We start from the raw sequence: 24,811 nt of genomic DNA, 5'->3' as shown, positions 1-24,811 counted from the left end.
CGGGCTCTCTCTCCTCTCTCCCTCGCCCGGTGGTTGGACAGGACGGGCCGGACGACATCACTGTCGTCCGGCCCGTTTCCTTTTTTGCGATGCCCGAAGGCCGCATTTCGACGTTTTCTTAACCCGCGGGAACGCACAGGCATGCTCGCGCCTTGCGAATACGCCAATCGATACGATATTGCCGCTCGACCATGACCAAACCGATCCTCACCTTCCCGATTTTCGCTGCACAGGACGGCGATGACCCGCGCGAGGGTGACGGTCAGGTCGGCATCGCCACCAAGACCCGCGCCAAGCCGAAGAAACCCAGCCAGTACAAGGTGCTGCTACTCAACGACGACTACACGCCGATGGAATTCGTCGTGATCGTGCTGAAGCGTTTCTTCCGCATGGACATGGAAGAGGCGACCCGCGTGATGCTGCACGTCCACCAGAAGGGCGTCGGCGTATGCGGCATTTTCCCGTACGAGGTCGCCGAAACCAAGGTGAACCAGGTGATGGATTTCGCCCGCGAGAACCAGCACCCGCTCCAGTGCACGCTCGAGAAGGCGTGATCCGCCCTTCCCGCGCACGGGGGCATGACGCGCGCGATTTTTCCCGCTAGAGCCGCCCGACCCGCCAAGCAGACGGACCGCGCGTGTTCAAATTCATCCCCGCCATCGACCGCTACATCTTCCGGCTGGTAGTCGTGCCGATGCTGGGCGTGTTCGCGCTCGCCGCCTCGCTGCTCACGCTCGACAAGATGCTCCGCCTGCTCGACTTCGTTGCGGTGGAAGGCGGCCCGATCGGTGTGGTGTTCAAGATGCTGGCGACGCTGGTGCCCGAATACGCCAGCCTCGCGATCCCGCTAGGCCTGCTGCTCGGCATCCTGCTGGCATTCCGCAAGCTGGCGACGACGAGCGAGCTCGACGTCTTCCGCGCCGTCGGCCTCAGCTACGGCCGTCTGCTGCGCATCCCCTTTCTCATCACCGCATTCCTGATGGCGGTGAACGTGGCGCTGGTGTTCTTCGTGCAGCCGGTCAGCCGCTTCACTTACGAACGGCTCGAATACGAGCTGCGTTCGGGCGCGCTGGGCGCATCGATCAAGGTGGGCGAGTTCACCACCCTTGCCGACCGCATGGCCCTGCGGATCGAGCAGAGCGAGGACGACGGACGCAAGCTGATGGGCATCTTCGCCCGCGTTGCCAACACCAAGGGGCAGGTTCTTTCGATCTCCGCACAGGAAGGCGCTTTCCTGGCGACCACCGACGATCCGGACACGATCATTCTGCGCCTGACCAACGGCACGATCGTGCAGGACACCGGCAGCCAGACGCCGCGCGTGCTCACCTTCACCCGCCACGACCTGCCCATCGACCTCCCTGCAATCGAGGAATTCCGCGACCGCGGCGAGGACGAGCGCGAATATATCCTGCCCGAGCTGCTCCGTATCGGCTGGGCCGACAACCAGACGGAGACCAAGCGCGATGCCAGCCAGGCAAGCTTCAATTTCCGCCTGGTCGAGGTGGTCATGATGGCCTTGATGCCCTTGCTGGCGGTGTCGCTGGGCATTCCGCCCAAGCGATCCACGAGCGCGCTGGGCGTCTTCCTGTCGATCATCATGGTCGTCGCCTATCACAAGATAAACCAGTACGGGGAGGACGTCGCCGCGCTGGGACTTGCCGATCCGATCCTGGCGCTGTGGGGGCCATTCGTCGTCTTCGCCGCACTGATATTGTGGATGTACTGGCGCGTGGCGCATGTCCCGGGCGGACAGGCCATTGGCGCGCTGGAAAACTGGTTCGCCAAGATATCCAAGCGCATCGGCAAGCTGTTCCGCAGGCGGCGGAGGCCGCTGATCGACGACCCCATGACGGCGGAGGGCTGAGACAATGCAGCTCGCATTCTTTCCCTCGCGCACGCTGACGACCTATCTGGCCAAGCTCTTCGTGGTCCGCATCCTTGCAGTGCTGATCATGCTCGTGCTCGTTCTCATGATGCTCGATCTGTTGTCGAACAGCGGCAAGATCCTTGCGGTGGAGGGGAACGGGCAAGGCGAACTTCTCACCTATGCCGGGCTCAGGATACCGCAACTGATCCAGCGCTTCCTGCCTTATTCGGTTCTGCTGGCGACGCTGATCAGCCTCGTCACGCTCAACCAGAACAGCGAGGTCATCGCGATGAAGGCCGCGGGCCTGTCGGCCCACCAGGTGCTGGCCCCGCTGCTGCTGACCGCAGCGATCGTGGGCGGAGCCAGCTTCGTCTTCAACGAGCGCGTCGTGACCCGCGCAACGGCCACGCTCAAGGCATGGGAGGCGGCGGAATACGGCCCGATCCCCGAGGAATCGAACGTCCGCGCCAACGTCTACCTGACCGACGGCGAGAACGTCCTCACCGCAGCGCAGCTGGCAGGATCAGGCAACGCAATCGCCATGCGCAAGGTCACCTGGTACCGCCGCAGCCCCGAAGGCGCGATCATGGAACAGGTCGTCGCGGACCGCGCGACCTATGCCGCCCCCGGCTGGAAGCTGGAGGACGTGGAACGCTTCGAAGTGGCGACCGCGACCTCGCGCAAGGAAGACGAATTGCTCGTCGGCGAAGGCCTTACCCCCGACCAGATCGACCTCGCGCGGATCGATCCCGACGCGGTCCCTTTCTGGGAACTGGGCGCCTCGATCGACGCCTACGAGGAAGCCGGTCGCCGCACCGGGGAACTGCGCGCCAAGTGGTGGCACAAACTTTCCGGCCCGCTGTCCTCCTTCCTGATGCCGCTGCTGGGCGCGGTGGCCGCGTTCGGCCTTGCGCGATCGGGCCAGCTGTTCCTGCGCGCGATCATCGGCATGGCGCTGGGCTTTGCCTATTTCGTGGTCGACAATGCCGCTCTGGCGATGGGAAGCTTTGGCGGCTACCCGCCTTTCCTTGCCGCCTGGGCACCGTTCTTCCTGTTCCTGCTGATCGGCGAGACCGTGCTGATCCGCACAGAGGAATGAGCGACTTCTCGATCAGGCTCGCGCGGGTCGAGGATGCGGCACATCTACCCGAAATCGAACTGGCGGCCGGCAGGCTGTTCCTGAATTTCGAAGGATTGGCCGGCGTCGCTGGCATGCACGCTATCCCCGCAGAGAAACAGGCTTCGCTGATCCGCAAGGGGCACTCCTTGGTCGCTGAGGCCGAAGGCCGCCTGGTCGGCTTTATCTCGACCGAACCGTTCCGCCGCGAGCTGCATATCCGCGAATTCTCGGTCCATCCAGACATGCAGCGTCGGGGCGTCGGCTCGGTCCTGCTACGAGCGCTAGGTATCGACGCGCACAACAGCGGTTTCGCGTCGCTGACGCTTACCACCTTTTTGGACGTGCCGTGGAATGCCCCCTTCTACGCCCGCCACGGGTTCGAGACGGTCAGCAACCTCGATGCGCACCCCAGGCTCAAGGCGGATATTGAACAGGAAGTCGCGCACGGCCTCCCGCGCGAGCGTCGCTGCGCGATGATACGGTTTCTCGGATAGGCGGGAACCGCCACATTTCCGGCGCATTGATGCCCGAATGTCGCCACAAAGGAGATGTGACATGAAGAAGTTCGCAATCCCCGCCCTCGCCGCCGCCCTCGCCCTCGGCGCGTGCGCCGAAGCCAATGCGCCGGAAGCCGAAGACACTGCCGCTACCGAAGGCACCGACACCACGGTCATTCAGCCGACCGCGACCGAAACCGTCGTGGCCGAGCCGGCTGAAGGTGAAGAAGGCTCGAGCCTGACCATCGACGGCGCCGATGTCGACGCTACTGTCAGCGAAGACGGCGTGAAGGCCGAAATCGACGCCAACTAAGCATTTCACAAAGGGTCGCAGACCCGTGATAGCGAAGGGCCGCCCCCATCCACCGAGTGGGGCGGCCCTTTTATTTTGTCTCGTGAAGGAAAGCGCCTAGCGGCGGCCCATCGTGCTGCGGGCGATGCGGGCCACGAGCACGCCCATGCCGGAGTGGTTGGCACCGTGGTAGGTCGAGCTTTCGCCCAGTTCGCGCGCAAGGCGGCGATGCGCCTCGGGCAGCGAGTGGTAGGGCATCGAGGGCATCAGGTGATGCAGCGCGTGATAGCGCAAGCCCACCGGCGCCCAGATCTCCGCGATGAAGCCGGGCGGCGGCACGTTGACGCTGTCGAGGAACTGGGCGGTAACGGTCATCGCCTCGCCTTCGTTCTCCCACAAGTGCGCCACAAGCGTCCGCAATTGGTTCAACAGCGCGACGGCCGAGGCCACGCCCAGCGCAATCAGCAGCGGCTTCCAACCGAATGCGAAAACGCTGCCGATCAGCAGCCACGACCAGACGAAACCGCCTGCCTCCTGCAGCAGGACGCGCGGCGCAAGATCACCTTCGGGCGCGCGGCGGCGGAAATCCGGATTGATGGCGAGCGCACTGGCCCGCTGCCAGGTCAGGCGGCGGATCGCAGGGATAATCGCGCCAAGCGGCACCAGAACCGTAAAGCGGATCAGCAGGGCGACCGGGGCGAGGATCGCGATGATCACGAAAAGCGGCAGGCTCCACGGCTTCATGAGGGCGAGCGGCAAATATTCCGGATCCTCGATCGTGCCGTACTGCGTGCGCTTGTGGTGCAGCGTGTGCACCTGTTCGTACATGAAGGACGGCGTCAGCATGGGAATGCCGACGAAGAGGTTCCACGCCGCACGGAAGCCGGGCAGCGCGCCGTTCCGGAAATGCGAAATCTCGTGGATGAAGAGCAATGCGCGGTAGAGCGCGAGAACCGAGACCACTGCCAGCGCGACAGCGACAGCGGTATTGTCCACCAAAATCGCCCCTGCCAGCGCGGCATAGCCCGCCACGGCAGAGCCGACCATGTCGGTCCAGTAGATGGCGGCGCGGTGATCGGCGATGTCCTTGGTCAGGTCGCGTGCGGCGCGCAGCATCGCCTTGTCGTCGGCGATTTGCGAATGCCAGCCGCGGCCATCGCGCAGGGGCGCGGCACTATCGGCAGAAATGGTCTGTTCGGCGTTCATCATCGGTTTTCCTGGGGGTGCCCTTAGTCGAATGGCGCGAAAAATGACAGTCTCACCTCTCGATCATAGTGATCGGGCGCGCGCGATTCCTTGACAAAGATCATGTGCCATACGCAGGGCTAACCCCCGCTGAACAAGGGACCGGATGCGTGGCAGACCAGAATATCGTAATCGAGGAAGCGAATGGCAAGGCGGGGCGGGCAACCTTCGTCGACCTTGGACGGGAATTCGCGGCCAGTGTGCCGCATTCCGTGCCGCAGATCCGCTCGGAACAGCTGGAACTGATCGATCCCGGCAAGAACCCCTTCTTCGGCCACGCCAGCGTGCAGCTGTTCATCGCCTACCGCGCCGGCAAGCCGGTGGGGCGCATCGCGGCGCACATCGACCACCTCGCGCTGGAACTTCCCGTGGAACAGGGCATGGGCCCGGGCACGGGCATGTTCGGCTATTTCGATGCCGAGGACGAGGCGGTCGCCCATGCGCTGCTGGCACGGGCGGAGGCATGGCTGCGCGACAAGGGCATGACGCGCGTCATCGGACCGATCTCGCTGTCGATCTGGGAAGAACCCGGCCTGCTGGTCAAGGGCCACGACCATTCGCCGATGATCATGATGGGCCACGATCCGGCGCACTACCAGCCGTGGATCGAGGGGGCCGGCTATGGCCATGCCAAGAGCCTGCTGACCTACGATCTCGACATCTCGAGGCCCTTCCCGCCGCTTATCCAGCGCATCGTCCAGTCCGGCGAGCGCAACGAGCGCATCCGCATCCGCCCGGTCGACAAGTCGCGCTGGCCGGAAGAAATCCGGCAGGTCCTCGCAATCCTCAACGATGCCTGGTCGGACAATTGGGGCTTCGTGCCGTTCACAGAAGACGAGATTGCCTATGCGGCCAAGAAGCTGAAGCCGGTCATCAAGCCCGAACTCAACATGCTGGCAGAACTCGACGGGCGCCCCGTCGCCTTCATGGTCGTGCTGCCCGACATCAACGAAGTGCTCACGCGGACGGGCGGCAAGCTCTTCCCCTTCGGCTGGTTCCACCTGCTGCGCGCGCTGGGCAATCCCAAGGGACTGGGCATGCGCGTCCCGCTGATGGGCGTGCTCAAGGAATTCCAGAGCTCGCGCCTCGCCAGCCAGCTGGCCTTCATGCTGATCAGCAAGATCCGCGAGAACGCCAACAGCCTTTACGGCTCGACCCGCGGCGAGATCGGCTGGATACTCGACGACAACAAGGGGATGATCGCCATCGCCGATGCGATCGAGAGCAAGATCAATCGCGAATACGTGATCTACGAAAAACCGCTCTGACCTTTTCGCGCGTTGCAATCCGGCAACGCGAGTGAAGAATGGGTTGAGCGCGGGAACTCACTCCCCCGCGCTGCCGTTGATTCCGAAAGGCGCGATCATTGCGCCCTGCCTACAGGATCGACCGCAATCGCCCGCACCAAGCCATCGAGGAAGTCCCTGCCCGCCCACGTGTTGCTGGTGGAGGACGAAGCCGTGCTCGGCATGCTGATCGAAGACGCGCTGCGTGCCGCCGGCGTGGCAGAGGTCGATACCTGCTCAACCACCGACAGCGCCCTTGCCGCGCTCAGGCGCAAGCAGCCCGATGCGATCGTGCTCGACGTGCACCTCGCCGACCGGGACGACGGCTGGGCGATCGCGGAACTGGTCAAGACGCTTGGCCCCGACAGCCCGCGCATCATCTTCTCGACCGGCCAGCCGGAGGACATTCCGGCCAACATCGCCGAGATGGGAAGCGTGCTCGAAAAGCCCTACGAACCGGCGGTCCTTGTCGAGCTGCTCTCGCAGCCCGAAAAGCGCGGCGTGATCTCGCGCCTGCGCGGCGCCTTGCGCCCCGGCTAAGCAACCAGCCCCGCCCGGCCTTCCCTCTGCGCAATTCCCGCCCGCTCGTACGGGCAAGAAAAAAGGCCTCCGCTCACGGGGAGCGAAGGCCTTTCGGGATCGTATCACCAGCCGCTTGGACGGGAGGGGGGTCTCGGCGGTGACATAGGAGAAATGTCCGGACGGGAAGGTAGTTCCCTGCGGCGAAAAAATTTTTTCGTCTGTCAGATGAAGGGCCTGACCGTCTTTTCGGACAAGTCGAAATCGGCGAATTCGGCAGCCTTCTCCATGTCCGGCACGCAGATCTCGCGCGAGGTCCACTGGACCAGCCCATCGCGGTCCAGCGCGCGGATGGTGCGATTGGTATGGACGAGCGACAATCCGAGCATGTCGGCGATCTGGGACTGGGTAATCGGCATGGCGAACTTGTTGCCTTCGCGCGCGATGCCTGTCGCCAGCGCGCGGTCGAGCAGCCAGACGGCAAGGAACACGACACGCTCGCGCGCGCTGCGTTGCCCGAGCGAGACCAAGTGCCCCTCCAGCGCGCTTTCCTCTTTGGCAGCCAACCAGGTGATATCGTAGCCGAGCCGGGGATGTTCCTTGATCAGCGCGACGAAATCATTTCGGCGGAAACGGCAAAGGCGCAGCGGCAGGATCGCCTCAACCGAATGGCTGACCACGTCATCGAATGCGCCCTGCAGGCCGATGAGGTCGCCGGGAAACATGAAATTGACGATCTGACGGCGCCCGTCGTCCAACGTGAGGAAACGGATCGCCACCCCTTCGAGGATCGTGAAGAGGTAATCGCAGCTTTCCTGTTCCTGCAGCACGGTATCCCCGCGCTCGAAGCGGTATTCGCCCGTCTTGATTGTCTGGATGTAGTCCAGCTGCCGCTCTTCCAGCGGTCGCAGCCCCGGACAATGCTGCAGGGGGCACTCCCTGCACGGATAAGGTTTCGCTACTTCAAACATCCCGGCTCTCCCCAGCAACCAGAATTCCATCGAGCGCCCGCGGTTCTTTGATTTCCCGGCTCGGTGCTTTTTACAAACAACGCGGATTTTCCTGCGTCGGGATAGGAACCACCGTCGCGATGGGACGTTCCATGCGCGCAAACCACGGAAGGGGTTATATGTCGCTTGGTGATCAAATCGCGAAAAATCTGCCTTACCTGCGCCGCTATGCGCGCGCGCTGACCGGCTCGCAGGCAACGGGGGACGCATTCGTCCGTGCCACGCTGGAAGCCGCCCTGGCGGACGACCAGCTGAAGGCTTCGCTGGAAGGTGGCCGCGTGCCGCTCTACCGCGCATTCAACAAGGTCTGGGCCAGCGCTTACATGGACGTGCCGGAGCCGGTCGGCGAAGGTCATGAAGGCGCCGCGCAGGACCGGCTGAAGTCGATCACTCCGCTCAACCGCCAGGCATTGCTGCTGACGACGCTGGAAGACTTCTCGGTCGAACAGGCCGGCGAAATCATGGACCTCGCTCCCGACCAGATCGAACGGCTGGTGCAGGAAGCGGTCAGCGAAATCGACCGCGAAAGCGCGACCAGCGTGCTCATCATCGAGGATGAGCCGCTCATCTCCATGCAGCTCGAAGACCTCGTGACCTCGCTCGGCCATGAAGTCTGCGGCACCGCTGCCACGCGCACACAGGCACAGGAAGTCGTCGCCCAGAAGACGCCGGGCCTCGTGCTGGCCGATATCCAGCTGGCCGACGGCTCCTCGGGCCTCGATGCGGTCGACGATATCCTCGCCATCGACAGCGTGCCGGTGATCTTCATCACCGCCTATCCCGAGCGCCTGCTGACCGGCGACCGTCCCGAACCGACCTACCTGGTGACCAAGCCGTTCCAGGAACAGACGGTGCGTGCCGCCATCAGCCAGGCCCTGTTCTTCGGTTCGAGCCGCCCGCTCGGCTGAGTCGCCAGACGCGAAAGGAAAAGGCCGCCCGGACCATCGTCCCGGCGGCCTTTTCCGTACCTGCGATCAGGTGACGGGCTTGATCAGTGGCCCTTCTGCGGGGGCGGGCCGCTGCGCAGCATGAATTCGTTGGGTTCGCGCACCGGGACCAGCAGCTTGCACCGCACGCCAGTCGGCAGGAACTCCAGTTCCACCGGATGGCGCAGTTCGTGGGCGACGATCTTCTCGATGAGGTCGGTGCCGAAGCCGCGCTTCTGCGGCTCGGTCACGCGCGGGCCGCCGCTTTCGGACCAGTCGATCCGGGCAAGCCCTTCGTTCACCAGCGTCCAGATGACGGTGACCTTGCCGCCTGCACGGCTCAATGCACCGAATTTGGCGGCATTGGTCGCCAGTTCGTGGATCGCCAGCCCCATCGAGAGCGCATCGTTGGGGGCCAGTTCGACATCCGGCCCTTCCATCACGACCGTGTGGTCTTCGGCATTGGCATAGGGTGCCAGTTCGACCTCGATCACCGAACGGATCGGCGTGGTGCCCCATTCGGACTGGGTGAGCAGGTCGTGGGTCGCCGACAGGGCGCGGATGCGGCTGTCGATGCCTTGCGCGAACTCGTCCAGATTGTCCGCCCGCCGCCGGGTCAGCGACACGATAGACAGCACATTGGCGAGCGTGTTCTTGACGCGGTGATTCAGCTCGCGAGTAAGCGAATTGCGGATCGAGTTCTGTTCGGCGAACCATTCGAGCGAACGGCTGTCCTCCTGCGCCTGCTGGGTCAGCAGGCGGGCCACCACGAGCAGGAGGCTCGCGACCGCGAGGCCGAACAGCAGCGTGATCATCGAGAGCGGCGAGAGGGCGTCGGCTGCACTGGACTGGACGACCAACAGCATCTTGCGGTTGGCCATGTCGACCTCGCGCTCGACATAGGGAATGTCGGGCTTCCAGCCCGGCAGTTCCGCCATCAGGTCGCGCTTGTCGTCACCGATGTCGTAGAGCCGGACCCCGGTTTCGTCATCGCCGACGAGATCGGCGGCGGAGGCGAGGAATTCGCTGGCATTGAACGGGCTGTAGACAAAGCCCTTTAGGACACGGTCGGTGATGCCGCCGTCGAAGACGGGCATGTAGATAAGGAAGCCCGGCTCCTCCACGCCGCCTTCCTGAACCAGCACGACCTTGCCGGTCGCGGTGGGCCGTGCGGACTTGGTCGCCTCGTCCAGCGCTTCGCGGCGGGTCGGCTCGGAATACATGTCGAATCCGAGCGCGCGGCGGTTTCTCAGCGTGTCGGGCTGGAGATAAAGCACGGGGACGAGCTGCGAGCGCGGCCGGTCGACGATACTGGGCGTAATCCTGACGCGGCTGACGCGCCCCTCGCTCAGGAGGTCTTCGGTCCTCACGATTTCGGCGGAAGAGATCGCCGGGGCCCAGCCGATACCCTCTGCCCCGCGGTAATCCGCATCGAGCCGCAGTTCGGTGACGAATTGCCGGAAGCTGTCGCTGCTGACCTCGCCTTGCGAGCTGAACAGGGCAGCCGCGGCGCGCAGGAATGCGGAATTGGAATAGGCGCGCCGCTCGATCGCGGAGACCATCGCCTGCGCCTTGCGGTTGAGTTCCGCCTCTTCGCGCACGGCCTGCCCGCTCTCGATCGCGACGACGCTGACGAAGGTGACGGCCGCGACCAGCAGGAAGATGGCCAGCGGCACCACGCGCGGGTAATCGACCAGCCACCGCCGGCGCCGTCCCCTGCGCAGAATCCTGTTCTCTTCCAGCATCCGTCCCCGAAGGCTCACAACCTGTGATGCTCTATATCCGTGGGCCGCTGTAAGGTTCCGCCGAAGGAGAATTCCAGCAAAAAAGCACTACATAGCTGGAACCCTCACGCCTCCGCTGCGTTAGCGGTGCACCAAAGGGATCGTTATGCTTATCCGGCCGGGTGCGTCCCGGCCCGCGATAGGGCAAGGCAAGGACGTATTTTAGACACGATGACCTCTTCAGCATCTTCCGACAATCAGGGCGGGAAGGCGAAACCGCAGGGCGAAAAGCAGCCCGAGTGGGCAAACGGCCTGCGCAAGCTGTATGATTCCGTCGTCGACGAGCCCTTGCCCGACGCGTTCAAGGACCTGCTGTCCAAACTGGACTCGAAGGACTGATGGGGGCCGAGCAACGCACGGCCTCCGAGAAGGCCGACTTCAAGCGCGAACTGACCGAGGTCGTTCCGCACTTGCGTGCCTTCGCACGTGGCCTGTGCGGTCGTGCCGACATGGCCGACGACCTCGTCCAGGAAACTCTGCTCAAGGCATGGGCCGCGCAGGACCGCTTCCAGCCGGGCACCAGCATGCGCGCCTGGACCTTCGTGATCCTGCGCAACGCCTATCTCACCGACATGCGGCGCAACCGCTTCCGCGGCGAATATGACGAGACGGTCGCCGAACGTGTCCTGACCGCGCCTGCCGGACAGGAAGAGCCGATCCATCTTGCCGACATGCACCGTGCGCTGCTGACCTTGCCGCCGGAACGGCGCGAGGCGTTGCTGCTGGTCGGTGCCGGCGGCTTCTCCTACGAGGAAGCGGCCAATATCTGCGGCTGCGCCGTGGGCACGATCAAGAGCCGCGTGGGCCGCGCCCGCGCAACGCTCAATTCGATGCTGCAGGAAGGCTCGATCCCGAGGCGTTCGCTCGACGACGATACCGCGCACCGCGCCATCCTCGAGGAGCTCGACGATGTCGCCGCCGGGCTCGGCGTAGCGGCGCGCAGCTGACCGCCGTCAACGTCCCGCTTGCCCGGCAACCCGCGTCGCGGCAGATAGACAGGCGATGAGCGAGAGCGAACCCGACAAGCGGCCGCAAGAAGGCCCTGCAACGCCGCACCACATGCCGCGTTACGCTTTCGCGCAGCAGGAACTGCGCCTTATTTCGGTGCTAGTGCTGATCCTTGGCGCAGGCCTGTTCCTCGCCCTGCCCTTCGTCCTCTCGATCGGGTCGGTCGTGTTCCTGCCGGTGGTCACCGCGGTCATCCTGACCGTCATCCTCTCACCGCTGGCGGACAAGCTGAACGGCTGGGGCCTGCCCAACGCGCTCGCATCGCTGGTTTCGCTGGTCGTGTTCTTCGCGATCCTGCTGCTCGCGCTCGCGCTGATCCTGCAGCCTGCCATCACGCTGTTCGACGAGCTGCCCGCACTGGTTCAGCGCGTGGGCGAACGCTTCCTCGAATTGCGCGAGCGTTTCTCGTGGATCGAGCAGATCAACCGCCAGCTGGTCGAGCTGGTAGAGCGTGACGGCCAGCCGCGCGAAGTGGTGCTGGCAACGCCGAGCTATCTAGAAGAACTGGCCTTCGCGACGCCGACCGTCATCATCGAGGCGATCCTGACGCTGCTGATGGCCTATTTCATGATCGAGGCGCGCGTGCGCCTGCGCCAGAAATTGCTGTTCGGGCGCACCAGCTTCGGGTCGAGCATCAAGGCCGCGCGCGTCATTCGCGAAGTGCAGGACCGGGTCGCAGCCTACATATTGACCGTTGGCTGGATCAACGCGCTGGTCGGTGTGATCGTTGCGCTCGGGGCATGGGCACTGGGCGTCGATGCGCCGATCATGTGGGGCGGGCTGGCCGCGATCCTCAACTTCCTGCCCTATATCGGACCCACCGTGATGGTCGGCCTGCTTGCCCTGTTCGGCATCGGCACGGCGGACACGGTCCTTCTCGGCCTCGTTCCTGCAATCGCCTATCTCGGCCTGCACACGATCGAGGCCAATGTGGTGACGCCGTCGATCCTCGGCGCGCGGTTCACGATGAACCCCGTGCTGATCCTGATCGCCCTGTCCTATTTCACCTGGATCTGGGGCGCGTTCGGCGCACTGCTGTCGGTGCCGATCCTGCTGATGCTGACCGCATTGTTCGACCATGTCGGCCGCCCCAACCTCGTCGGCTTCATCTTCGGCGAGCCCTTGTTCCCGGGCAGCATATTGGGCGAGGAAGAACACACCCCCGAAAACTGAAAGGCCCGCCGCGCATCGTCAGCGCAGCGGGCCATCTGTTCCAGCCTGGTGGCGGTGATCAGGAAGGATACTTCCAGGTGCTGCCGCGCGACAGATTGTCGTGCGCAAAGCTCCAGTTGAGCTTGCCGTTGACGGCTTCGAGATATTCCGGACGCGCATTCTGGTGATCGAGGTAATAGGCGTGTTCCCACAGGTCGATCACGAGCAGCGGGTTGACGCCGTCCATGTCGGCCAGCGTGTCGCCGTCATGGGTTTCCTCGATCGTCAGCTTGCCGTCCTTTTCAGCCAGCCAGACCCAGCCGCTGGCGAAGTGGCCGGTGCCGCGTTCCTTGAGCTTGGCCTTGAGGTCGGCAACCGAACCGAAAGCGGCTTCGATCATGCTCTTCAGCTCGTCGGAAATCGAGGTTTCCGATGCGGCCATCGAATGCCAGTAGAAACCGTGGTTCCAGCTCTGCGCGGCATTGTTGAACAGGCCCTGGTTGCTGCCTCGCGCGGCAGCGATGACGTCTTCGAGGCTCTTGCCGGCAAGATCGGTGCCTTCGATCGCGGCATTGGTCTTGTCGATATAGGCCTTGTGGTGCTTGCCGTGGTGGTACGACAGGGTGCGGGCCGAAACCGCCGGTTCCAGCGCGGTGTCGTCGTAAGGCAGGTCGATCAGCTCAAAAGCCATGGATGGTTCCCCTTTTGGTGTCCGTGTTCGTTTCGCGATTTACCCAGCCAACGCATGGGCGCGCGGGTGGTTGCATAGCGGCTGGGAAAATCCGCGCCATGGCTTTTATTCCGCGCCAATCGCGGCCAAGACGTTAGCGCAAAGAGACGGAGCGCATAATCGATGGCACGCAAGTTCTTCGGCACCGACGGTATCCGCGGGCGCACCAATGAAGGCGTGATGACCGCAGCTACCGCGATGCGCGTGGGGCAGGCGGCAGGCACGCACTTCCTGCGCGGCGGGCACCGGCACCGGGTGGTGATCGGCAAGGACACGCGCCTGTCGGGTTACATGATGGAAAGCGCGCTGGTGGCCGGTTTCACCAGCGTGGGCATGGACGTGGTGATGACGGGACCGCTGCCCACGCCCGCCATTGCCCTGCTGACCCGCGAAATGCGCGCCGATCTGGGCGTGATGATCTCGGCCAGCCACAACCCCTACGAGGACAACGGCATCAAGCTGTTCGGTCCCGACGGCTTCAAGCTGTCCGACGAAGCCGAGGCGGCGATCGAGATCTTGCTCGAACAGGAACCGCTGCTGGTCCAGGCCGACCGGATCGGGCGTGCCCGCCGGATCGACGATGCACGCGGCCGGTACATCCACGCGATCAAGCAGTCGGTCGCCTCCGACATCCGCTTCGACGGGCTGAAGGTCGTGGTCGATTGCGCCAACGGCGCAGCCTACCAGGTTGCCCCCTCGGCGATCTGGGAACTGGGTGCGGACGTGATTGCCATGGGGGTCGAACCCAATGGTACCAACATCAACAAGGACGTCGGCTCGACCTCGCTCGATGCGATCAAGGCCCGCGTAGTCGAGGAAGGTGCCGACATCGGCATCGCGCTTGACGGCGATGCCGACCGGCTGATCGTGATCGACGAGAAGGGCCAGGCGGTCGACGGCGACCAGATCATGGCGCTGATCGCGACCCGTCTCAAGGCGCGCGGCGACCTCAAGGGCGGCGGCGTGGTGGCGACTGTGATGAGCAATCTCGGCCTCGAACGCTATCTCGAAACGCAGGGCCTGACGCTGGAACGCGCCAAGGTCGGCGACCGCTACGTGCTCGAAAAGATGAAGGCGGGCGGGTTCAACGTGGGCGGCGAACAGTCGGGCCACATGATCCTGCTCGATCACGGCACCACCGGCGACGGCACCGTTGCCGCCCTGCGCGTGCTCGCCAGCCTCGTACGCTCGGGCAAGCCGGCAAGCGAGCTACTGCACGTCTTCGATCCCGTGCCCCAGCTGCTCAAGAACGTGCGCTATTCCGGCGGCAAGCCGCTGGAGGCCGACAGCGTCAAGCAGGTCATTGCCGATGCGGAAAAGGAACTGGAATGCACCGGCCGCCTCGTCATCCGCCCCTCCGGCACAGAACCGGTCATCCGCGTCATGGCGGAAGGCGACGATGCGGCGCAGGTCGAACGGATCGTAGACCGTATCTGCGATGCGGTTAGGGAGGCCGTCTGATGCTGGAAATGCGCCCCGATTGCGAACGCTGCGGCGCCGATACGCCGGCCGATGCGCCCGGCGCCTTCATCTGCAGCTTCGAATGCACCTTTTGCGCGGATTGCGCCGAGGCGCTCGACGACCTGTGCCCCAATTGCGGGGGCGAGTTGATGGATCGCCCGACCCGCGCGCGCAAACTGCTCGACAAGTTCCCCGCTGCGACTGAGCGGAAGTTCAAGGGATGACCGGCACCCCGCCGCGCGTGCTGACCATCGCCGGCTCCGATTCCTCCGGAGGCGCCGGCATCCAGGCCGATATCAAGACCATCACCATGCTCGGCGGCTATGCCATGAGCGCGATCACCGCCGTGACGGCCCAGAACACCACCGGCGTGCAGGGGGTGGAGGTGTTCTCACCCGGTTTCGTGATGCAGCAGGTGGAAAGCTGCCTGTCCGACATCGGTGCCGATGCGATCAAGATCGGGATGCTCGGCTCACCCGAAATCGCCATGCGCCTTGCCGAACGGCTCGACACCTTTCCCGGCCCGATCGTTTTCGATCCCGTCATGGTGGCGACCAGCGGGTCCGCGCTGGCGAGCGCGAAGACCGTCAATGCCTTCGGCGCGCTGATGGATATAGCCACCGTCGTCACGCCCAACCTGCCCGAGCTCGCGGCGCTGACGGGCCGCGCCGACATTCCCGACGACGAGGTCTTCAACGCGGCGCGCGTGCTGGCGGAAAAGCACGACACGGTGGTGCTGGCCAAGGGCGGCCACGGCGAAGGCGATGAGGTGCTGGACCGCGCCGTGTCCTCGACCGGAAAGCTGGCGAGCTTCGGCCACGCGCGCATCGATACGCCGCACACCCACGGCACGGGCTGCACGCTGTCGGCGGCGCTTGCGACCTTCCTCGCCTATGGCCAGCCGACAACGCACGCCATCAGGCTGGCGCGCGGCTTCGTCTATGCGGCAATCGAGAATGCACCGGGCTTCGGCGCAGGCTCCGGCCCGCTCGGGCACCAGGCGGTGCGCAAGCTGGGCTAAGCCTGCCTCAGCAGCCGAGGTTGTAGAAGTCGCAGAGGTATTCCCACGCCTCTTCCGCGGTTTCGCACCAGCGGAACAGTTCGAGATCCTTCTTCGAGATTGTGCCTTCTTCCGCGATGGCTTCGAAGTTCACCACCCGCGTCCAGAAATCCTTGCCGAACAGCAGGATCGGGATCGGCTTCATCTTGCCGGTCTGGATCAGGGTCAGCAGCTCGAAGAACTCGTCGAACGTGCCGAACCCGCCCGGGAACACGGCCACCGCCCGTGCGCGCAGCAGGAAGTGCATCTTGCGCAGCGCGAAATAGTGGAAGTTCAGGGACAGGTAGGGCGTCACATACTGGTTGGGTGCCTGCTCATGCGGCAGGATGATGTTGAGGCCGATGGATTCCCCGCCCGCCTCGCTCGCACCGCGATTGGCCGCTTCCATGATCGAGGGGCCGCCACCCGAGCAGACGACGAACTGGCGCTTGCCGTTCTCGATGATCGACTTCTCGGTCGCCAGCTTCGCCAGCTTCAGCGCCTCGGCATAATATTTGGACTTCGCCACGAGGCTCTCGACCACCTTGCGGTCTTCCTCGGGCAGGTCCTTCGCGCCTTCGAGCGCGGTTTCGGCGGCTTCGGGAGGAGGAATGCGTGCACTGCCGTACATCACCAGCGTCGAGCCGACGCCAGCCTCGTCGAGAATCATCTCGGGCTTGAGTAGTTCGAGCTGGAAGCGGACCGGCCGCAATTCCTCGCGCAGCAGGAAGTCCTTGTCCTGGAAGGCGAGCTTGTAACTGGGGTGTTCGGTCTGCGGCGTGTGGACCGCGAGGCCCTTCTTCTCGAACTTGGCTTCCTGTTCGGCCGCGTAGAACTTGCGGTCCTGGATGCCGCGCTTTTGCTTTTCTTCTTCTGTCATGACGGGCGCAGTAGGCCCCGCCGATGAAAGCGACAAGTCATTGAAGAAAGGAAATGGCAGGGGTGACAGGATTCGAACCCGTGGCCCTCGGTTTTGGAGACCGATGCTCTACCAGCTGAGCTACACCCCTGCAGCCGAGGGCGCGCATTAGTCGCTCTGTGCGCTGCTGGCAAGCCGCGTATCGCATGGAAATGCAAACTGCTAGGATGGTCCCTGCCATGCATGCCCCCGTGCCCGATCTGATCCCTGTCGACCTGCTGCTGCACGCCTATCGCAGCGGCATCTTCCCCATGGCCGACCACCGCGGGGACCGCGAGGTGTACTGGGTCGAGCCGCGCGAGCGGGCGATCATCCCGCTCGACGGGTTCCGCTTCTCCAAGAGCCTGCGCAAGGTGGTGAAGCAGGACCGCTTCCGCGTGACCTGCGACCGCGATTTCCGCGCGGTCATCGCCGCCTGCGCCGAACCGCGCGAGGAACACGCGGAAAGCTGGATCAGCTACCAGATCGAATCGAGCTACATCGCGCTGCACAAGGCGGGCCATGCCCATTCGATCGAGGTGTGGGACGACGGCGAGCTGGTCGGCGGGCTCTACGGCGTGGCCTTCGACAAGGTGTTCTGCGGCGAAAGCATGTTCAGCCGCACCAACAATGCCAGCAAGACCGCGCTGGCCTGGCTGGTCGCGGCCATGCGCGAAGCGGGTTATTCGCTGCTCGACTGCCAGTTCATGACCGACCACCTGGCAACCATGGGGGCGGTAGCCCTGCCCCAGTCGGCCTATCTGGAGAAATTGCGCGAGGCGCGTGGTCCCGCGTCAGGTTCGATACCGCAGGCCGTGGCCGCGGCGAACGCTCATTCCTCGCCCGGGAATTCCATCGCGCAGTCCTTGACCCAAACGTCGTAGATCGGGTGCTCGACCACGTTCAGGCTGGGCGAGTTCTTGAACAGCCAGCCGGAAAAAATCTTGCGGAACTGGTTCTCGCTGCCCCGATCAAGGACGAGGACCTGCACGAAGGCGCCGGTTTCCTGCGGCATTTCCCACGGCGCGGTGCGTTCGCAAGCGGACAGGCGCACGATCACGCTGCCGACGCGCTGCTGCTGACCGGGCTTCAGTTCGAGCTCGCGGGTCTCGTTGTTACGCTTGTTGAGCAGGCCGATCGTCGCGACCCGGTCTTCCATCGGGGTGCCGATCGCGGCTTCCGCGGCGGCTTCGACCTTGGGCAGTTCGACGCGCTGCAGCTCGTCGGGAATTTCGGTGCTGACGGCTTCCGGCTCGGGCGGGTCCTGCGAACAGGCAGCCAGCAAGGCCAGGCTGCAAAGGATCGCACCGGTGCGGAGCACGATCAGGCGTCCGGCGACCAGGCTTCGTAATCGCCCACGGCGGCGGCGCGCTTGCCGCCGCGTTCGAGCGCGCCCTGCGGACGGTATGCGGACGCAGTGCCGGTGGCATTCGGCGTGTAGTCGGCTTCCCATATGCGCGGCGCGGGCAGGAAGCTTTCAGGCACGTCGTCACCCGAGCCGTGCAGCCAGCCGTGCCATTCGGCCGGCACGCGGCTAGCATCGTTGGTGCCGTCGTAGATCACCCAGCGGCGTTCGCGCTGGCCTTCGCCGTGCTTCTTCGAACGGTAGTACTTGTTGCCCTGCGCGTCGGTACCGACGTGCTCGCCGTTGCGCGAGGACCACAGCATGGTGCCGATGGTGGCACCGTCCCACCAGGTGAAGATCTTTCCGAGTACGCTCATGGCCGCGCGCCTAGCCGATTCCCGCGCGTGCGCCAAGCACGCGCATGCGGGAAATCGCCTACCATTCGACGAGATCGCCCGGCCCGATGCCGAGTTCGGCCGCCAGGCCGCCGCGGATTTCGAGCACGCCGCTGGTGAGCCCATCCGAATAGACCGATTCGAGCGAATAGGGTTCGGTCATGGCGGCGATGTTGAGGATGCGCCCGTCGGTGCCGATGAAGATGATGTCGAGCGGCAGCGGCGTGTTCTTCATCCAGAAGCTGCGCGCGGTCTGCGGCACGCTGGGGAAGATCATCGCCGCATCGTCCGGCAGTTCGGTACGGAACATCAGCCCCTTGCCCTGCGCCTCTCGCGAATCGGCCAGTTCGGCGCGGAAGACGTGCTTCACCTTGCCCGCGGTGACGGTGACCGGGATGATCTTGAGGCCGGAGATCGGATGCACTTCGTCCTGCGCCTGCTGCGAGGCAGAAGGCGCCGGCTCGTTCGCCGTGCCCTGCTGGGCGCAGGCCATCAGCGCCAGCGGGAGTGCACAGATCAGCGCGGAGCGGAATTTCATGCGGTGGTTCCTGTAGTTGGGCCCGTTTCCTCGCCCTCTTCGAGCCATTCGTCGAGAGCGCTTTCGTCGCGGGCGGACAGCACCGCCTGCGCGTGGGCGAAGGTGTGGCCTGCACGGACCATCGCCGCAAGCTGCTTTTCGCGCCGCTTGTGGCGCTCTTCCACCGGTTCGTCTTCGTGGACGATGCCGAAGGGACCGAATCGGCGCCGCCGGGCAAGCGATACGGCCGCTTGCCGCGCTTCGCGTTCGGCCGGGGCGAGCTCGTCGCGCAGCCGCTCGTCGATACCGGCTGACCGCAGCGTCTCGTCCACCCGGCGTGCGCCATAACCGCGAGCGAGCAGGCCGCTGGCCTTCATCCGCCCGAACCCGCGATCGTCGACATAGCCTCGATCGACGAATTTCCCGACCAGCCCATCGATATCGGGGCCTTCCTCGCCGTCCCAGCCGCGTTCGCGCAGCTTGCGATTGAGATAGGTGCGCAGCTTGCCCGCGCTGGTGGCGAACCGCGCGACATAGGCCAGCGCGAGATCGTTCAGGCGCGTGCGGTCGAGCGGTTTGGGCGTGCGACGGCTTCGCCGCGATGTTGCGTTACGTTCAACCATCGGCCATATTCGTGCCACACTCCTTATCGAATGGGAAAGCTCGATAACGCGCCGGCTCGGGTTGCACGGCGTACGGAACAATGGGGATGGCCGCAAGGCACTGACTTTTCACGGGAATCGTAATAAAAATGACCGACGCCGCATTGACGCCGACGCCCAATGACTGCGACCTGCCGAGGCGCAGGGCCGACTTCGACACCTTCAACGAGGCGGTCGATTACGCTGCGCGCAGCGAAAAAGGCCTCAATTTTCACGATATGCGCGGCGACCTCGTGCGCCCCTATCCGTTCAGCGAGATGCGCGAAGACGCGTTGAAGTTCGCGCGCCAGTTGGTCGCTGCAGGCATCGGCAAGGAAGACCGCGTCGCGCTGATAGCGGAAACCTGCCCCGAATTCGCCGCGCTGTTCTGCGCTTGTACCTATGTCGGCGCCTGGCCGGTCCCGCTGCCACTGCCGACCGGCTTCGGCGGCAAGGAAGGCTATATCGACCAGCTGTCGGTACAGCTGCAGAGCAGCGATCCCAAGATGCTGATCTATCCCGGCGAGATCGAGGAGATGGCGCAGGCCGCTGCCGAACGGCAGGGCTGCGAAGGCCAGAGCTGGCAGGATTTCAGCCAGCGCCCCGACCCGGAATGCGAACTGCCCGAAGCCTGGCCCGACGACATCTGCTACTTGCAGTATTCGTCCGGCTCGACCCGCTTTCCTACCGGTGTCGCGGTTACCCACCGCGCACTGCTGCACAATCTCTTCGGCCATTCGACTGGCGTGGACCTGGGCGTCAACGACCGCGTGGTCAGCTGGCTGCCGTGGTACCATGACATGGGCCTCGTCGGCTGCCTGCTCTCGCCGATCGCGAACCAGGCATCGGTCGACTATCTCAAGACCGAACACTTCGCCCGCCGCCCGCTGGCGTGGCTCGACCTCATCAGCCGCAACAAGGGCAATACGCTCAGCTATTCGCCGACCTTTGGCTACGACATCTGCGCGCGCCGCATCTCCAGCCAGAGTCATGTTGGCGACCGCTTCGACCTGTCGCGCTGGCGCACGGCGGGCAATGGCGCGGACATGATCCGCCCCGACGTGATGCAGAACTTCGTCAATGCCTTTGCGCAGGCCGGTTTCAAGGCCAGCGCCTTCACGCCCAGCTATGGCCTTGCCGAAGCGACGCTGGCGGTTACCGTCATGCCGCCCGGCGAAGGTATCCGCGTCGAACTGGTCGAGGAGGAACGCCTTTCGGGCCGTCCGCGCAATCTCGACAATCCGGCGCGCTACCGCGCCATCGTCAACTGCGGGAAGGCCCTGCCCGGCATGGAAGTCGAAATCCGCGACGAAAGCGGCAAGGCCAAGGGCGACCACCAGATCGGCAAGGTCTGGTGCCGCGGCACCAGTGTCATGCATTCCTACTTCCGCAATGAAGAAGCGACCAATGAATGCCTCGTCGACGGTTGGCTCGACACGGGCGACATGGGCTACCTTGCCGATGGCTACCTGTTCATCGTTGGCCGCGCGAAGGACATGATCATCATCAACGGCAAGAACCTCTGGCCGCAGGATATCGAATGGGCGGTCGAACAGCTGCCCGGCTTCAACCACGGCGATATCGCCGCCTTCTCGATCGAGACCGAGAACGGCGAGGAAGCGCCCGCCGTGCTGGTCCATTGCCGCGTGTCCGATCCGGAAGAGCAGGTCCGCTTGCGCGACCAGATCGCCGACAAGGTTCGCGGTGTCACGGGCATGAGCTGCGTCGTCGAACTGGTTCCGCCGCGCACGCTGCCGCGCACCAGTTCGGGCAAGCTCAGCCGTGCGAAAGCCAAGCGGCTCTACCTCGCCGGCGAAATCCAGCCGCTCGACCTGGCGGCCTGATTCAAGGCGATCCGTCGCAATTCAACGTGCTGTCCTGCGATGGCACCTTGAAACTCGTGTTATAGAGACCTAATACAGAAGGAAATCTTCTGGGAGGCCTCTTGTAGTTCCATGAGTGACGAAAAACCTCAGGCAGCCGCCGCTCCGTCCGCAGCCAAGCCCGCCGCCACGGCGACCATGGCTCCGCCCGAATTCGACCTGACGCCGCCCGATCCGGTGCCCGCCGTCGCGCCCGAGAAGGCCGCCGGGCTCGTTCCCGTGTCGGACGAGGTGAAGAGCAAGCTGGAAACCAAGGTCGACGGCTTCGTCGCCGACCTCATCGCGCAGGACGCCAATTCGCCCGAATTCGGCAAGAAGGTCGACCAGCTGACCAACATGGGCCGCAAGGAAATCATGGCGGCCGCCGGCATGTCCAACCGCTTCCTCGATCGCCCCGTGCGCGCGATGGACAAGGACGAAGGCGTTGGCGCCAACCTCGCCGAGCTGCGCCGCGTGGTGGAGGATCTCGACCCTGGCAAACGCGGCAAGCTGTCTGGCACGCGAAAGTTCCTCGGGATCATTCCTTTCGGCAACAAGCTGACGAACTATTTCCGCTCCTATCAGAGCGCGCAGACGCACATCCAGTCGATCCTCCTGAACCTTGCCAGCGGCAAGGACGAACTGATCATGGACAATGCCGCGATCGACGTCGAGCGGCAGAAGCTGTGGGAGGCGATGGGCAATCTGGAACAGATGATCCACATCTCCAACACGCTGGACCAGAAGCTGGAAGAAAAGGCCGCCGAACTCGACGCGACCGATCCGGCCAAGGCCAAGGCCGTGCGCGAGACCGCGCTGTTCTATGTCCGCCAGCGCACGCAGGACCTGCTCACCCAGATGGCTGTGAGCGTTCAGGGCTACCTCGCCCTCGACCTGGTCAAGAAGAACAATGTCGAGCTGGTGAAGGGCGTCGACCGCGCCAGCACCACCACCGTCGGCGCGCTGCGCACCGCGGTCACCGTCGCCGAAGCAATGACCAACCAGCGCCTCGTGCTGGGCCAGATCACCGCGCTCAACGAAACGACCGCGGGCATCATCGATTCCACCAGCACCATGCTGCGCGACCAGACCGGCAAGATCCACGAACAGGCCGCCGCCAGCACGATCCCCCTGGAAACGCTCCAGCGCGCCTTCCAGAACATCTACGACACGATGGACGAGGTCGATGCCTTCAAGCTGCGCGCCCTCGACAGCATGAAGCAGACCGTGACCCTGCTTACGAGCGAGGTCGAGAAGTCCAAGGGCTATATCGCCCGCGCCGAAGGGCAGGCCCAGGCGCAGAAGCAGGTCGCCGAAAGCGGCCTGCTGAGCATCGAGGGATAGGGAGCAAGCCTTGGGCGACCTTACCCGCGAAAGCCAGCGCCTGATCGAAGAAGGCCGCCGCCTGCGCGATGACAACCGTTCAGGCGGTCGTCACCGCCGCACCGTGTCCATCGGCGAAGGATCGGCGAGAGAAAAGCGCAAGCACCTGATGACCAAGGTGCGCAATGTGGTCATCGCCCTGTTCGCCCTGTGGGTCGGCATGGGCGTGCTGGGCCTGATCGTCGACGGCATCGGCTTTGCCGGCATCATGGTCCTGATCGTTGCAAGCGTCGTCGCGGTGGGCATCTTCGGCAATTACCCCAAGATGAAGGTCCCCAAGCGTGCGGAGATCAACAAGGGCAATGTCCAGCAGATGGTCGCGCGCACCGAGCTGTGGCTGGAACACCAGCGCCCAGCCTTGCCCCCGCCGGCGGTTAATCTCGTCGACCAGATCGGCGTGCAGCTCGACGGGCTTGGCTACCAGCTCGACGGGCTCGACCAGAACCACCCCAAGGCGCGCGAAATCCGCAGCTTGGTGGGCGAGCAATTGCCCGAGATGGTCGACAGCTACCGCAAGATCCCCGCGCATTTGCGCACCGAAAAGCGCGCCGGCGTGACGCCCGACGAGCAACTGACCGACAGCCTTTCCAAGATCAGCGGCGAAATCGATTCGATCACGCGCCAGCTGGCCGAAGGCTCGCTCGACGCCCTGGCGATCAAGCACCGGTACCTCGATTACAAGTTCGGCAGCGGTGCCGAGACCAGCCCGCAACTGGAGCACAAGAGCTGATGCGCGTCCCGATCGCCCACGAACTTCCCAAGGAAGAGGTCCGCCGCCGGCTGTCCGATCACAGCCACGAAATCGCCGAGGTCGTGCCGGGCGGCATGGCCGACGTGGCCGTGTCCTGGGCCAACGAGGACACGATGAATGTCGATGTCACCACCATGGGCCAGACGCTCAAGTCGCGCGTGCTGGTAGAGGACAAGCAGGTGGTCTTCGAAGTCGATATCCCGCTCGCGCTGTCCTTCGTCGAACCGATGATCAAGGGCGCCATCAAGAGCAAGGGCGAGAAGCTGCTCGCCCCGCCCAAGGCCTGACGCCCACCCCCTAGTTGAAGAACCGCTGCTGGTAATAGAAGGGCGCCGATACCGGCTGGCCTTCGGAATTGCGCGCGGGTTCGAACCGCAACTGGTCCAGCGCCAGTCTGCACACAGTCGCATCGGTTTCGGGAAACGGGCTGGCGCGGTAGATTGAACAGGTCACCGCGCGGCCTTCCGCCGACACGGTCAGCTTCACGATCACGGACTTCCCGATCCGCGCCTCGCGCCCGCCGGGCGGGACGGGAAAGGCACTGGCGTCCGTAATTGCGCGAACTAGCACCGGCTTCGTCGCAGCGACGCCGCCCTGCCCGCCGCCGCCGCGTCCCGCACCCGTGCCGAGACCGCTTCCGGCAGCACCCGTGCCATCGCCCGATTGGGTAGCCCCTGAGTCCGTCGCGCTTCCGGTCGAGGAGGCGCGCGGCACGGGCCGGTCCTCGCGCACCTGCCGGCGCGGCATTGGCGCAGTTACCGGCTGCGGCACTGCCTCGCGGCCCGGATCGCCCTGCGCGCCCTCGTCCGGTTGAGGCTCGACCTCGGGCGTTTCCTCTTCCGGCGTGGTGACGGTCACCGTGAAGGCAGAGACGACCTCGCGCTCCACCGTGGCGACAACGCCCGGCGCCAGGGCACGTATTAGTGCGTAGAAGATTCCCAAATGAATCAACAGTATGAGGGCGATAACCCAAGCGTTGGGCCGCCTCCTAGCTGTGCTGAACCGGGTTTCGCTTTCGGTCATTGCACCCCAACGGAAAAGGGGGCGCACCTGTTCCGACCCGCCCGCCACTCGGGTCAT

At 64.5% G+C, this 24,811-nt stretch carries 29 protein-coding genes and 1 tRNA gene; 19 read left to right on the top strand and 11 right to left on the bottom strand.

Going from position 1 to position 24,811, the window contains the following annotated elements; genetic code table 11:
• Positions 1-191: 191 nt before the first annotated feature.
• From clpS to GRI42_RS13600, 5 genes are all read left to right on the top strand, one after another.
• Entirely contained in the window at positions 192-554 is a 363-nt protein-coding gene (gene clpS / locus GRI42_RS13620) for an ATP-dependent Clp protease adapter ClpS (RefSeq protein ID WP_199800472.1), read from the top strand.
• Between the two features lie 83 nt (positions 555-637).
• Positions 638-1,867, top strand: a complete 1,230-nt coding sequence (locus GRI42_RS13615; RefSeq protein ID WP_160609002.1) for an LptF/LptG family permease — start codon at positions 638-640, stop codon at positions 1,865-1,867.
• A 4-nt stretch (positions 1,868-1,871) separates the two neighbouring features.
• Positions 1,872-2,969 (top strand): LPS export ABC transporter permease LptG, encoded by a 1,098-nt coding sequence (gene lptG / locus GRI42_RS13610; RefSeq protein WP_160609001.1) that lies wholly within the window; start codon positions 1,872-1,874, stop codon positions 2,967-2,969.
• Positions 2,966-3,484 (top strand): GNAT family N-acetyltransferase, encoded by a 519-nt coding sequence (locus GRI42_RS13605; RefSeq protein WP_160609000.1) that lies wholly within the window; start codon positions 2,966-2,968, stop codon positions 3,482-3,484. The genes lptG and GRI42_RS13605 overlap by 4 nt, the downstream gene beginning before the upstream one ends.
• Positions 3,485-3,545: 61 nt before the next feature.
• Positions 3,546-3,800 (top strand): hypothetical protein, encoded by a 255-nt coding sequence (locus GRI42_RS13600; protein WP_160608999.1) that lies wholly within the window; start codon positions 3,546-3,548, stop codon positions 3,798-3,800.
• A 96-nt stretch (positions 3,801-3,896) separates the two neighbouring features.
• Here GRI42_RS13600 and GRI42_RS13595 read toward each other — a convergent pair whose 3' ends face one another.
• A complete protein-coding gene (locus GRI42_RS13595; protein WP_160608998.1) occupies positions 3,897-4,985 on the bottom strand; it encodes a fatty acid desaturase family protein in 1,089 nt (362 codons plus the stop codon).
• Between the two features lie 149 nt (positions 4,986-5,134).
• Here GRI42_RS13595 and GRI42_RS13590 point away from each other — a divergent pair, with 149 nt between their 5' ends.
• A complete protein-coding gene (locus GRI42_RS13590; RefSeq protein ID WP_160608997.1) occupies positions 5,135-6,292 on the top strand; it encodes an N-acetyltransferase in 1,158 nt (385 codons plus the stop codon).
• A 177-nt stretch (positions 6,293-6,469) separates the two neighbouring features.
• Positions 6,470-6,850 carry a response regulator gene (locus tag GRI42_RS13585; protein WP_325065341.1) on the top strand — a complete coding sequence of 127 codons (381 nt, stop codon included), beginning with the start codon at positions 6,470-6,472 and terminating at the stop codon, positions 6,848-6,850.
• A 203-nt stretch (positions 6,851-7,053) separates the two neighbouring features.
• Here GRI42_RS13585 and GRI42_RS13580 read toward each other — a convergent pair whose 3' ends face one another.
• On the bottom strand, positions 7,054-7,800 hold the full coding sequence (locus tag GRI42_RS13580) for a Crp/Fnr family transcriptional regulator (protein WP_160608996.1): 747 nt from the start codon (positions 7,798-7,800) through the stop codon (positions 7,054-7,056).
• Positions 7,801-7,958: 158 nt separating this feature from the next.
• Here GRI42_RS13580 and GRI42_RS13575 point away from each other — a divergent pair, with 158 nt between their 5' ends.
• Positions 7,959-8,747 carry a response regulator gene (locus GRI42_RS13575; RefSeq protein ID WP_160608995.1) on the top strand — a complete coding sequence of 263 codons (789 nt, stop codon included), beginning with the start codon at positions 7,959-7,961 and terminating at the stop codon, positions 8,745-8,747.
• 83 nt (positions 8,748-8,830) lie between these two features.
• Here GRI42_RS13575 and GRI42_RS13570 read toward each other — a convergent pair whose 3' ends face one another.
• Positions 8,831-10,510, bottom strand: coding sequence for a CHASE domain-containing protein (locus GRI42_RS13570; protein ID WP_170290023.1), 1,680 nt, complete (start codon positions 10,508-10,510; stop codon positions 8,831-8,833).
• A 210-nt stretch (positions 10,511-10,720) separates the two neighbouring features.
• On the opposite strand from GRI42_RS13570, the gene GRI42_RS13565 reads away from it, so the two are divergent.
• From GRI42_RS13565 to GRI42_RS13555, 3 genes are read left to right on the top strand one after another with little or no spacing between them, the layout of a single operon-like run.
• Positions 10,721-10,888, top strand: coding sequence for a NepR family anti-sigma factor (locus tag GRI42_RS13565; RefSeq protein ID WP_160608994.1), 168 nt, complete (start codon positions 10,721-10,723; stop codon positions 10,886-10,888).
• Positions 10,888-11,496 (top strand): sigma-70 family RNA polymerase sigma factor, encoded by a 609-nt coding sequence (locus GRI42_RS13560; protein WP_160608993.1) that lies wholly within the window; start codon positions 10,888-10,890, stop codon positions 11,494-11,496. The genes GRI42_RS13565 and GRI42_RS13560 overlap by 1 nt, the downstream gene beginning before the upstream one ends.
• A 55-nt stretch (positions 11,497-11,551) precedes the next feature.
• On the top strand, positions 11,552-12,730 hold the full coding sequence (locus GRI42_RS13555) for an AI-2E family transporter (RefSeq protein WP_160608992.1): 1,179 nt from the start codon (positions 11,552-11,554) through the stop codon (positions 12,728-12,730).
• 58 nt (positions 12,731-12,788) lie between these two features.
• On the opposite strand, the gene GRI42_RS13550 is transcribed toward GRI42_RS13555, so the two are convergent.
• The gene (locus GRI42_RS13550; RefSeq protein ID WP_160608991.1) at positions 12,789-13,400 is read right to left on the bottom strand and encodes a superoxide dismutase; all 612 of its coding nucleotides are present in this window, start codon (positions 13,398-13,400) and stop codon (positions 12,789-12,791) included.
• Positions 13,401-13,562: 162 nt separating this feature from the next.
• On the opposite strand from GRI42_RS13550, the gene glmM reads away from it, so the two are divergent.
• Genes glmM through thiD form a run of 3 tightly spaced genes read left to right on the top strand, consistent with a single transcriptional unit; the run spans position 13,563 to position 15,921 of the window.
• On the top strand, positions 13,563-14,900 hold the full coding sequence (gene glmM, locus GRI42_RS13545) for a phosphoglucosamine mutase (RefSeq protein WP_160608990.1): 1,338 nt from the start codon (positions 13,563-13,565) through the stop codon (positions 14,898-14,900).
• On the top strand, positions 14,900-15,124 hold the full coding sequence (locus GRI42_RS13540) for a DUF1272 domain-containing protein (RefSeq protein WP_160608989.1): 225 nt from the start codon (positions 14,900-14,902) through the stop codon (positions 15,122-15,124). The genes glmM and GRI42_RS13540 overlap by 1 nt, the downstream gene beginning before the upstream one ends.
• Positions 15,121-15,921 (top strand): bifunctional hydroxymethylpyrimidine kinase/phosphomethylpyrimidine kinase, encoded by an 801-nt coding sequence (gene thiD / locus GRI42_RS13535; protein ID WP_160608988.1) that lies wholly within the window; start codon positions 15,121-15,123, stop codon positions 15,919-15,921. The genes GRI42_RS13540 and thiD overlap by 4 nt, the downstream gene beginning before the upstream one ends.
• Before the next feature lie 7 nt (positions 15,922-15,928).
• Here the strand turns inward: thiD and GRI42_RS13530 are convergent, their stop codons facing one another.
• Both GRI42_RS13530 and GRI42_RS13525 read right to left on the bottom strand, forming a co-directional pair.
• Positions 15,929-16,819 (bottom strand): LOG family protein, encoded by an 891-nt coding sequence (locus GRI42_RS13530; protein ID WP_160608987.1) that lies wholly within the window; start codon positions 16,817-16,819, stop codon positions 15,929-15,931.
• Positions 16,820-16,873: 54 nt separating this feature from the next.
• A tRNA-Trp gene (locus GRI42_RS13525) sits at positions 16,874-16,949 on the bottom strand.
• Positions 16,950-17,037: 88 nt separating this feature from the next.
• Between GRI42_RS13525 and aat the strand changes: the two genes are divergently transcribed.
• Positions 17,038-17,721 carry a leucyl/phenylalanyl-tRNA--protein transferase gene (aat, locus tag GRI42_RS13520; protein ID WP_160609230.1) on the top strand — a complete coding sequence of 228 codons (684 nt, stop codon included), beginning with the start codon at positions 17,038-17,040 and terminating at the stop codon, positions 17,719-17,721.
• Here aat and GRI42_RS13515 read toward each other — a convergent pair.
• Genes GRI42_RS13515 through GRI42_RS13500 form a run of 4 tightly spaced genes read right to left on the bottom strand, consistent with a single transcriptional unit; the run spans position 17,670 to position 19,717 of the window.
• The gene (locus tag GRI42_RS13515) at positions 17,670-18,158 is read right to left on the bottom strand and encodes a DUF2155 domain-containing protein (RefSeq protein WP_160608986.1); all 489 of its coding nucleotides are present in this window, start codon (positions 18,156-18,158) and stop codon (positions 17,670-17,672) included. The genes aat and GRI42_RS13515 overlap by 52 nt on opposite strands.
• A gap of 2 nt (positions 18,159-18,160) precedes the next feature.
• Positions 18,161-18,559 (bottom strand): NADH:ubiquinone oxidoreductase subunit NDUFA12, encoded by a 399-nt coding sequence (locus tag GRI42_RS13510; protein ID WP_160608985.1) that lies wholly within the window; start codon positions 18,557-18,559, stop codon positions 18,161-18,163.
• A gap of 58 nt (positions 18,560-18,617) precedes the next feature.
• Positions 18,618-19,115: a DUF192 domain-containing protein gene (locus GRI42_RS13505; protein ID WP_160608984.1), complete on the bottom strand. Its 498-nt coding sequence runs from the start codon at positions 19,113-19,115 to the stop codon at positions 18,618-18,620.
• Positions 19,112-19,717: a regulatory protein RecX gene (locus GRI42_RS13500; RefSeq protein WP_160608983.1), complete on the bottom strand. Its 606-nt coding sequence runs from the start codon at positions 19,715-19,717 to the stop codon at positions 19,112-19,114. The genes GRI42_RS13505 and GRI42_RS13500 overlap by 4 nt, the downstream gene beginning before the upstream one ends.
• 128 nt (positions 19,718-19,845) lie before the next feature.
• Between GRI42_RS13500 and GRI42_RS13495 the strand changes: the two genes are divergently transcribed.
• The 4 genes from GRI42_RS13495 to GRI42_RS13480 all read left to right on the top strand — a co-directional run bounded on the left by GRI42_RS13495 (position 19,846) and on the right by GRI42_RS13480 (position 24,018).
• On the top strand, positions 19,846-21,579 hold the full coding sequence (locus GRI42_RS13495; RefSeq protein ID WP_160608982.1) for a fatty acyl-AMP ligase: 1,734 nt from the start codon (positions 19,846-19,848) through the stop codon (positions 21,577-21,579).
• A 111-nt stretch (positions 21,580-21,690) separates the two neighbouring features.
• Positions 21,691-22,941 (top strand): toxic anion resistance protein, encoded by a 1,251-nt coding sequence (locus tag GRI42_RS13490; protein WP_407692161.1) that lies wholly within the window; start codon positions 21,691-21,693, stop codon positions 22,939-22,941.
• A 10-nt stretch (positions 22,942-22,951) separates the two neighbouring features.
• Entirely contained in the window at positions 22,952-23,710 is a 759-nt protein-coding gene (locus tag GRI42_RS13485; protein WP_160608981.1) for a hypothetical protein, read from the top strand.
• Positions 23,710-24,018, top strand: coding sequence for a polyhydroxyalkanoic acid system family protein (locus GRI42_RS13480; RefSeq protein WP_160608980.1), 309 nt, complete (start codon positions 23,710-23,712; stop codon positions 24,016-24,018). The genes GRI42_RS13485 and GRI42_RS13480 overlap by 1 nt, the downstream gene beginning before the upstream one ends.
• 10 nt (positions 24,019-24,028) lie before the next feature.
• On the opposite strand, the gene GRI42_RS13475 is transcribed toward GRI42_RS13480, so the two are convergent.
• Positions 24,029-24,673 carry an energy transducer TonB gene (locus tag GRI42_RS13475; protein WP_234033959.1) on the bottom strand — a complete coding sequence of 215 codons (645 nt, stop codon included), beginning with the start codon at positions 24,671-24,673 and terminating at the stop codon, positions 24,029-24,031.
• Positions 24,674-24,811 lie beyond the last annotated feature (138 nt).

Origin of the sequence: Qipengyuania gaetbuli (assembly GCF_009827315.1) — a bacterium.
Taxonomy (GTDB): domain Bacteria; phylum Pseudomonadota; class Alphaproteobacteria; order Sphingomonadales; family Sphingomonadaceae; genus Qipengyuania; species Qipengyuania gaetbuli.
This window is presented reverse-complemented; position numbering and strand designations above follow the sequence as displayed.

What these genes read in the sequence shown, in the direction of transcription:
- GRI42_RS13555 (WP_160608992.1), top strand. Translation starts at nt 11,552, where the DNA reads ATGAGCGAGAGCGAACCCGACAAGCGGCCGCAAGAAGGCCCTGCAACG.
- GRI42_RS13595 (WP_160608998.1), bottom strand. Translation starts at nt 4,985, where the DNA reads ATGAACGCCGAACAGACCATTTCTGCCGATAGTGCCGCGCCCCTGCGC.
- aat (WP_160609230.1), top strand. Translation starts at nt 17,038, where the DNA reads ATGCATGCCCCCGTGCCCGATCTGATCCCTGTCGACCTGCTGCTGCAC.
- lptG (WP_160609001.1), top strand. Translation starts at nt 1,872, where the DNA reads ATGCAGCTCGCATTCTTTCCCTCGCGCACGCTGACGACCTATCTGGCC.
- GRI42_RS13550 (WP_160608991.1), bottom strand. Translation starts at nt 13,400, where the DNA reads ATGGCTTTTGAGCTGATCGACCTGCCTTACGACGACACCGCGCTGGAA.
- GRI42_RS13560 (WP_160608993.1), top strand. Translation starts at nt 10,888, where the DNA reads ATGGGGGCCGAGCAACGCACGGCCTCCGAGAAGGCCGACTTCAAGCGC.
- GRI42_RS13540 (WP_160608989.1), top strand. Translation starts at nt 14,900, where the DNA reads ATGCTGGAAATGCGCCCCGATTGCGAACGCTGCGGCGCCGATACGCCG.
- GRI42_RS13500 (WP_160608983.1), bottom strand. Translation starts at nt 19,717, where the DNA reads ATGGTTGAACGTAACGCAACATCGCGGCGAAGCCGTCGCACGCCCAAA.
- glmM (WP_160608990.1), top strand. Translation starts at nt 13,563, where the DNA reads ATGGCACGCAAGTTCTTCGGCACCGACGGTATCCGCGGGCGCACCAAT.
- GRI42_RS13570 (WP_170290023.1), bottom strand. Translation starts at nt 10,510, where the DNA reads ATGCTGGAAGAGAACAGGATTCTGCGCAGGGGACGGCGCCGGCGGTGG.
- GRI42_RS13575 (WP_160608995.1), top strand. Translation starts at nt 7,959, where the DNA reads ATGTCGCTTGGTGATCAAATCGCGAAAAATCTGCCTTACCTGCGCCGC.
- GRI42_RS13490 (WP_407692161.1), top strand. Translation starts at nt 21,691, where the DNA reads ATGAGTGACGAAAAACCTCAGGCAGCCGCCGCTCCGTCCGCAGCCAAG.
- GRI42_RS13565 (WP_160608994.1), top strand. Translation starts at nt 10,721, where the DNA reads ATGACCTCTTCAGCATCTTCCGACAATCAGGGCGGGAAGGCGAAACCG.
- GRI42_RS13510 (WP_160608985.1), bottom strand. Translation starts at nt 18,559, where the DNA reads ATGAGCGTACTCGGAAAGATCTTCACCTGGTGGGACGGTGCCACCATC.
- GRI42_RS13480 (WP_160608980.1), top strand. Translation starts at nt 23,710, where the DNA reads ATGCGCGTCCCGATCGCCCACGAACTTCCCAAGGAAGAGGTCCGCCGC.
- GRI42_RS13530 (WP_160608987.1), bottom strand. Translation starts at nt 16,819, where the DNA reads ATGACAGAAGAAGAAAAGCAAAAGCGCGGCATCCAGGACCGCAAGTTC.
- GRI42_RS13605 (WP_160609000.1), top strand. Translation starts at nt 2,966, where the DNA reads ATGAGCGACTTCTCGATCAGGCTCGCGCGGGTCGAGGATGCGGCACAT.
- GRI42_RS13505 (WP_160608984.1), bottom strand. Translation starts at nt 19,115, where the DNA reads ATGAAATTCCGCTCCGCGCTGATCTGTGCACTCCCGCTGGCGCTGATG.
- clpS (WP_199800472.1), top strand. Translation starts at nt 192, where the DNA reads ATGACCAAACCGATCCTCACCTTCCCGATTTTCGCTGCACAGGACGGC.
- thiD (WP_160608988.1), top strand. Translation starts at nt 15,121, where the DNA reads ATGACCGGCACCCCGCCGCGCGTGCTGACCATCGCCGGCTCCGATTCC.
- GRI42_RS13580 (WP_160608996.1), bottom strand. Translation starts at nt 7,800, where the DNA reads ATGTTTGAAGTAGCGAAACCTTATCCGTGCAGGGAGTGCCCCCTGCAG.
- GRI42_RS13600 (WP_160608999.1), top strand. Translation starts at nt 3,546, where the DNA reads ATGAAGAAGTTCGCAATCCCCGCCCTCGCCGCCGCCCTCGCCCTCGGC.
- GRI42_RS13495 (WP_160608982.1), top strand. Translation starts at nt 19,846, where the DNA reads ATGACCGACGCCGCATTGACGCCGACGCCCAATGACTGCGACCTGCCG.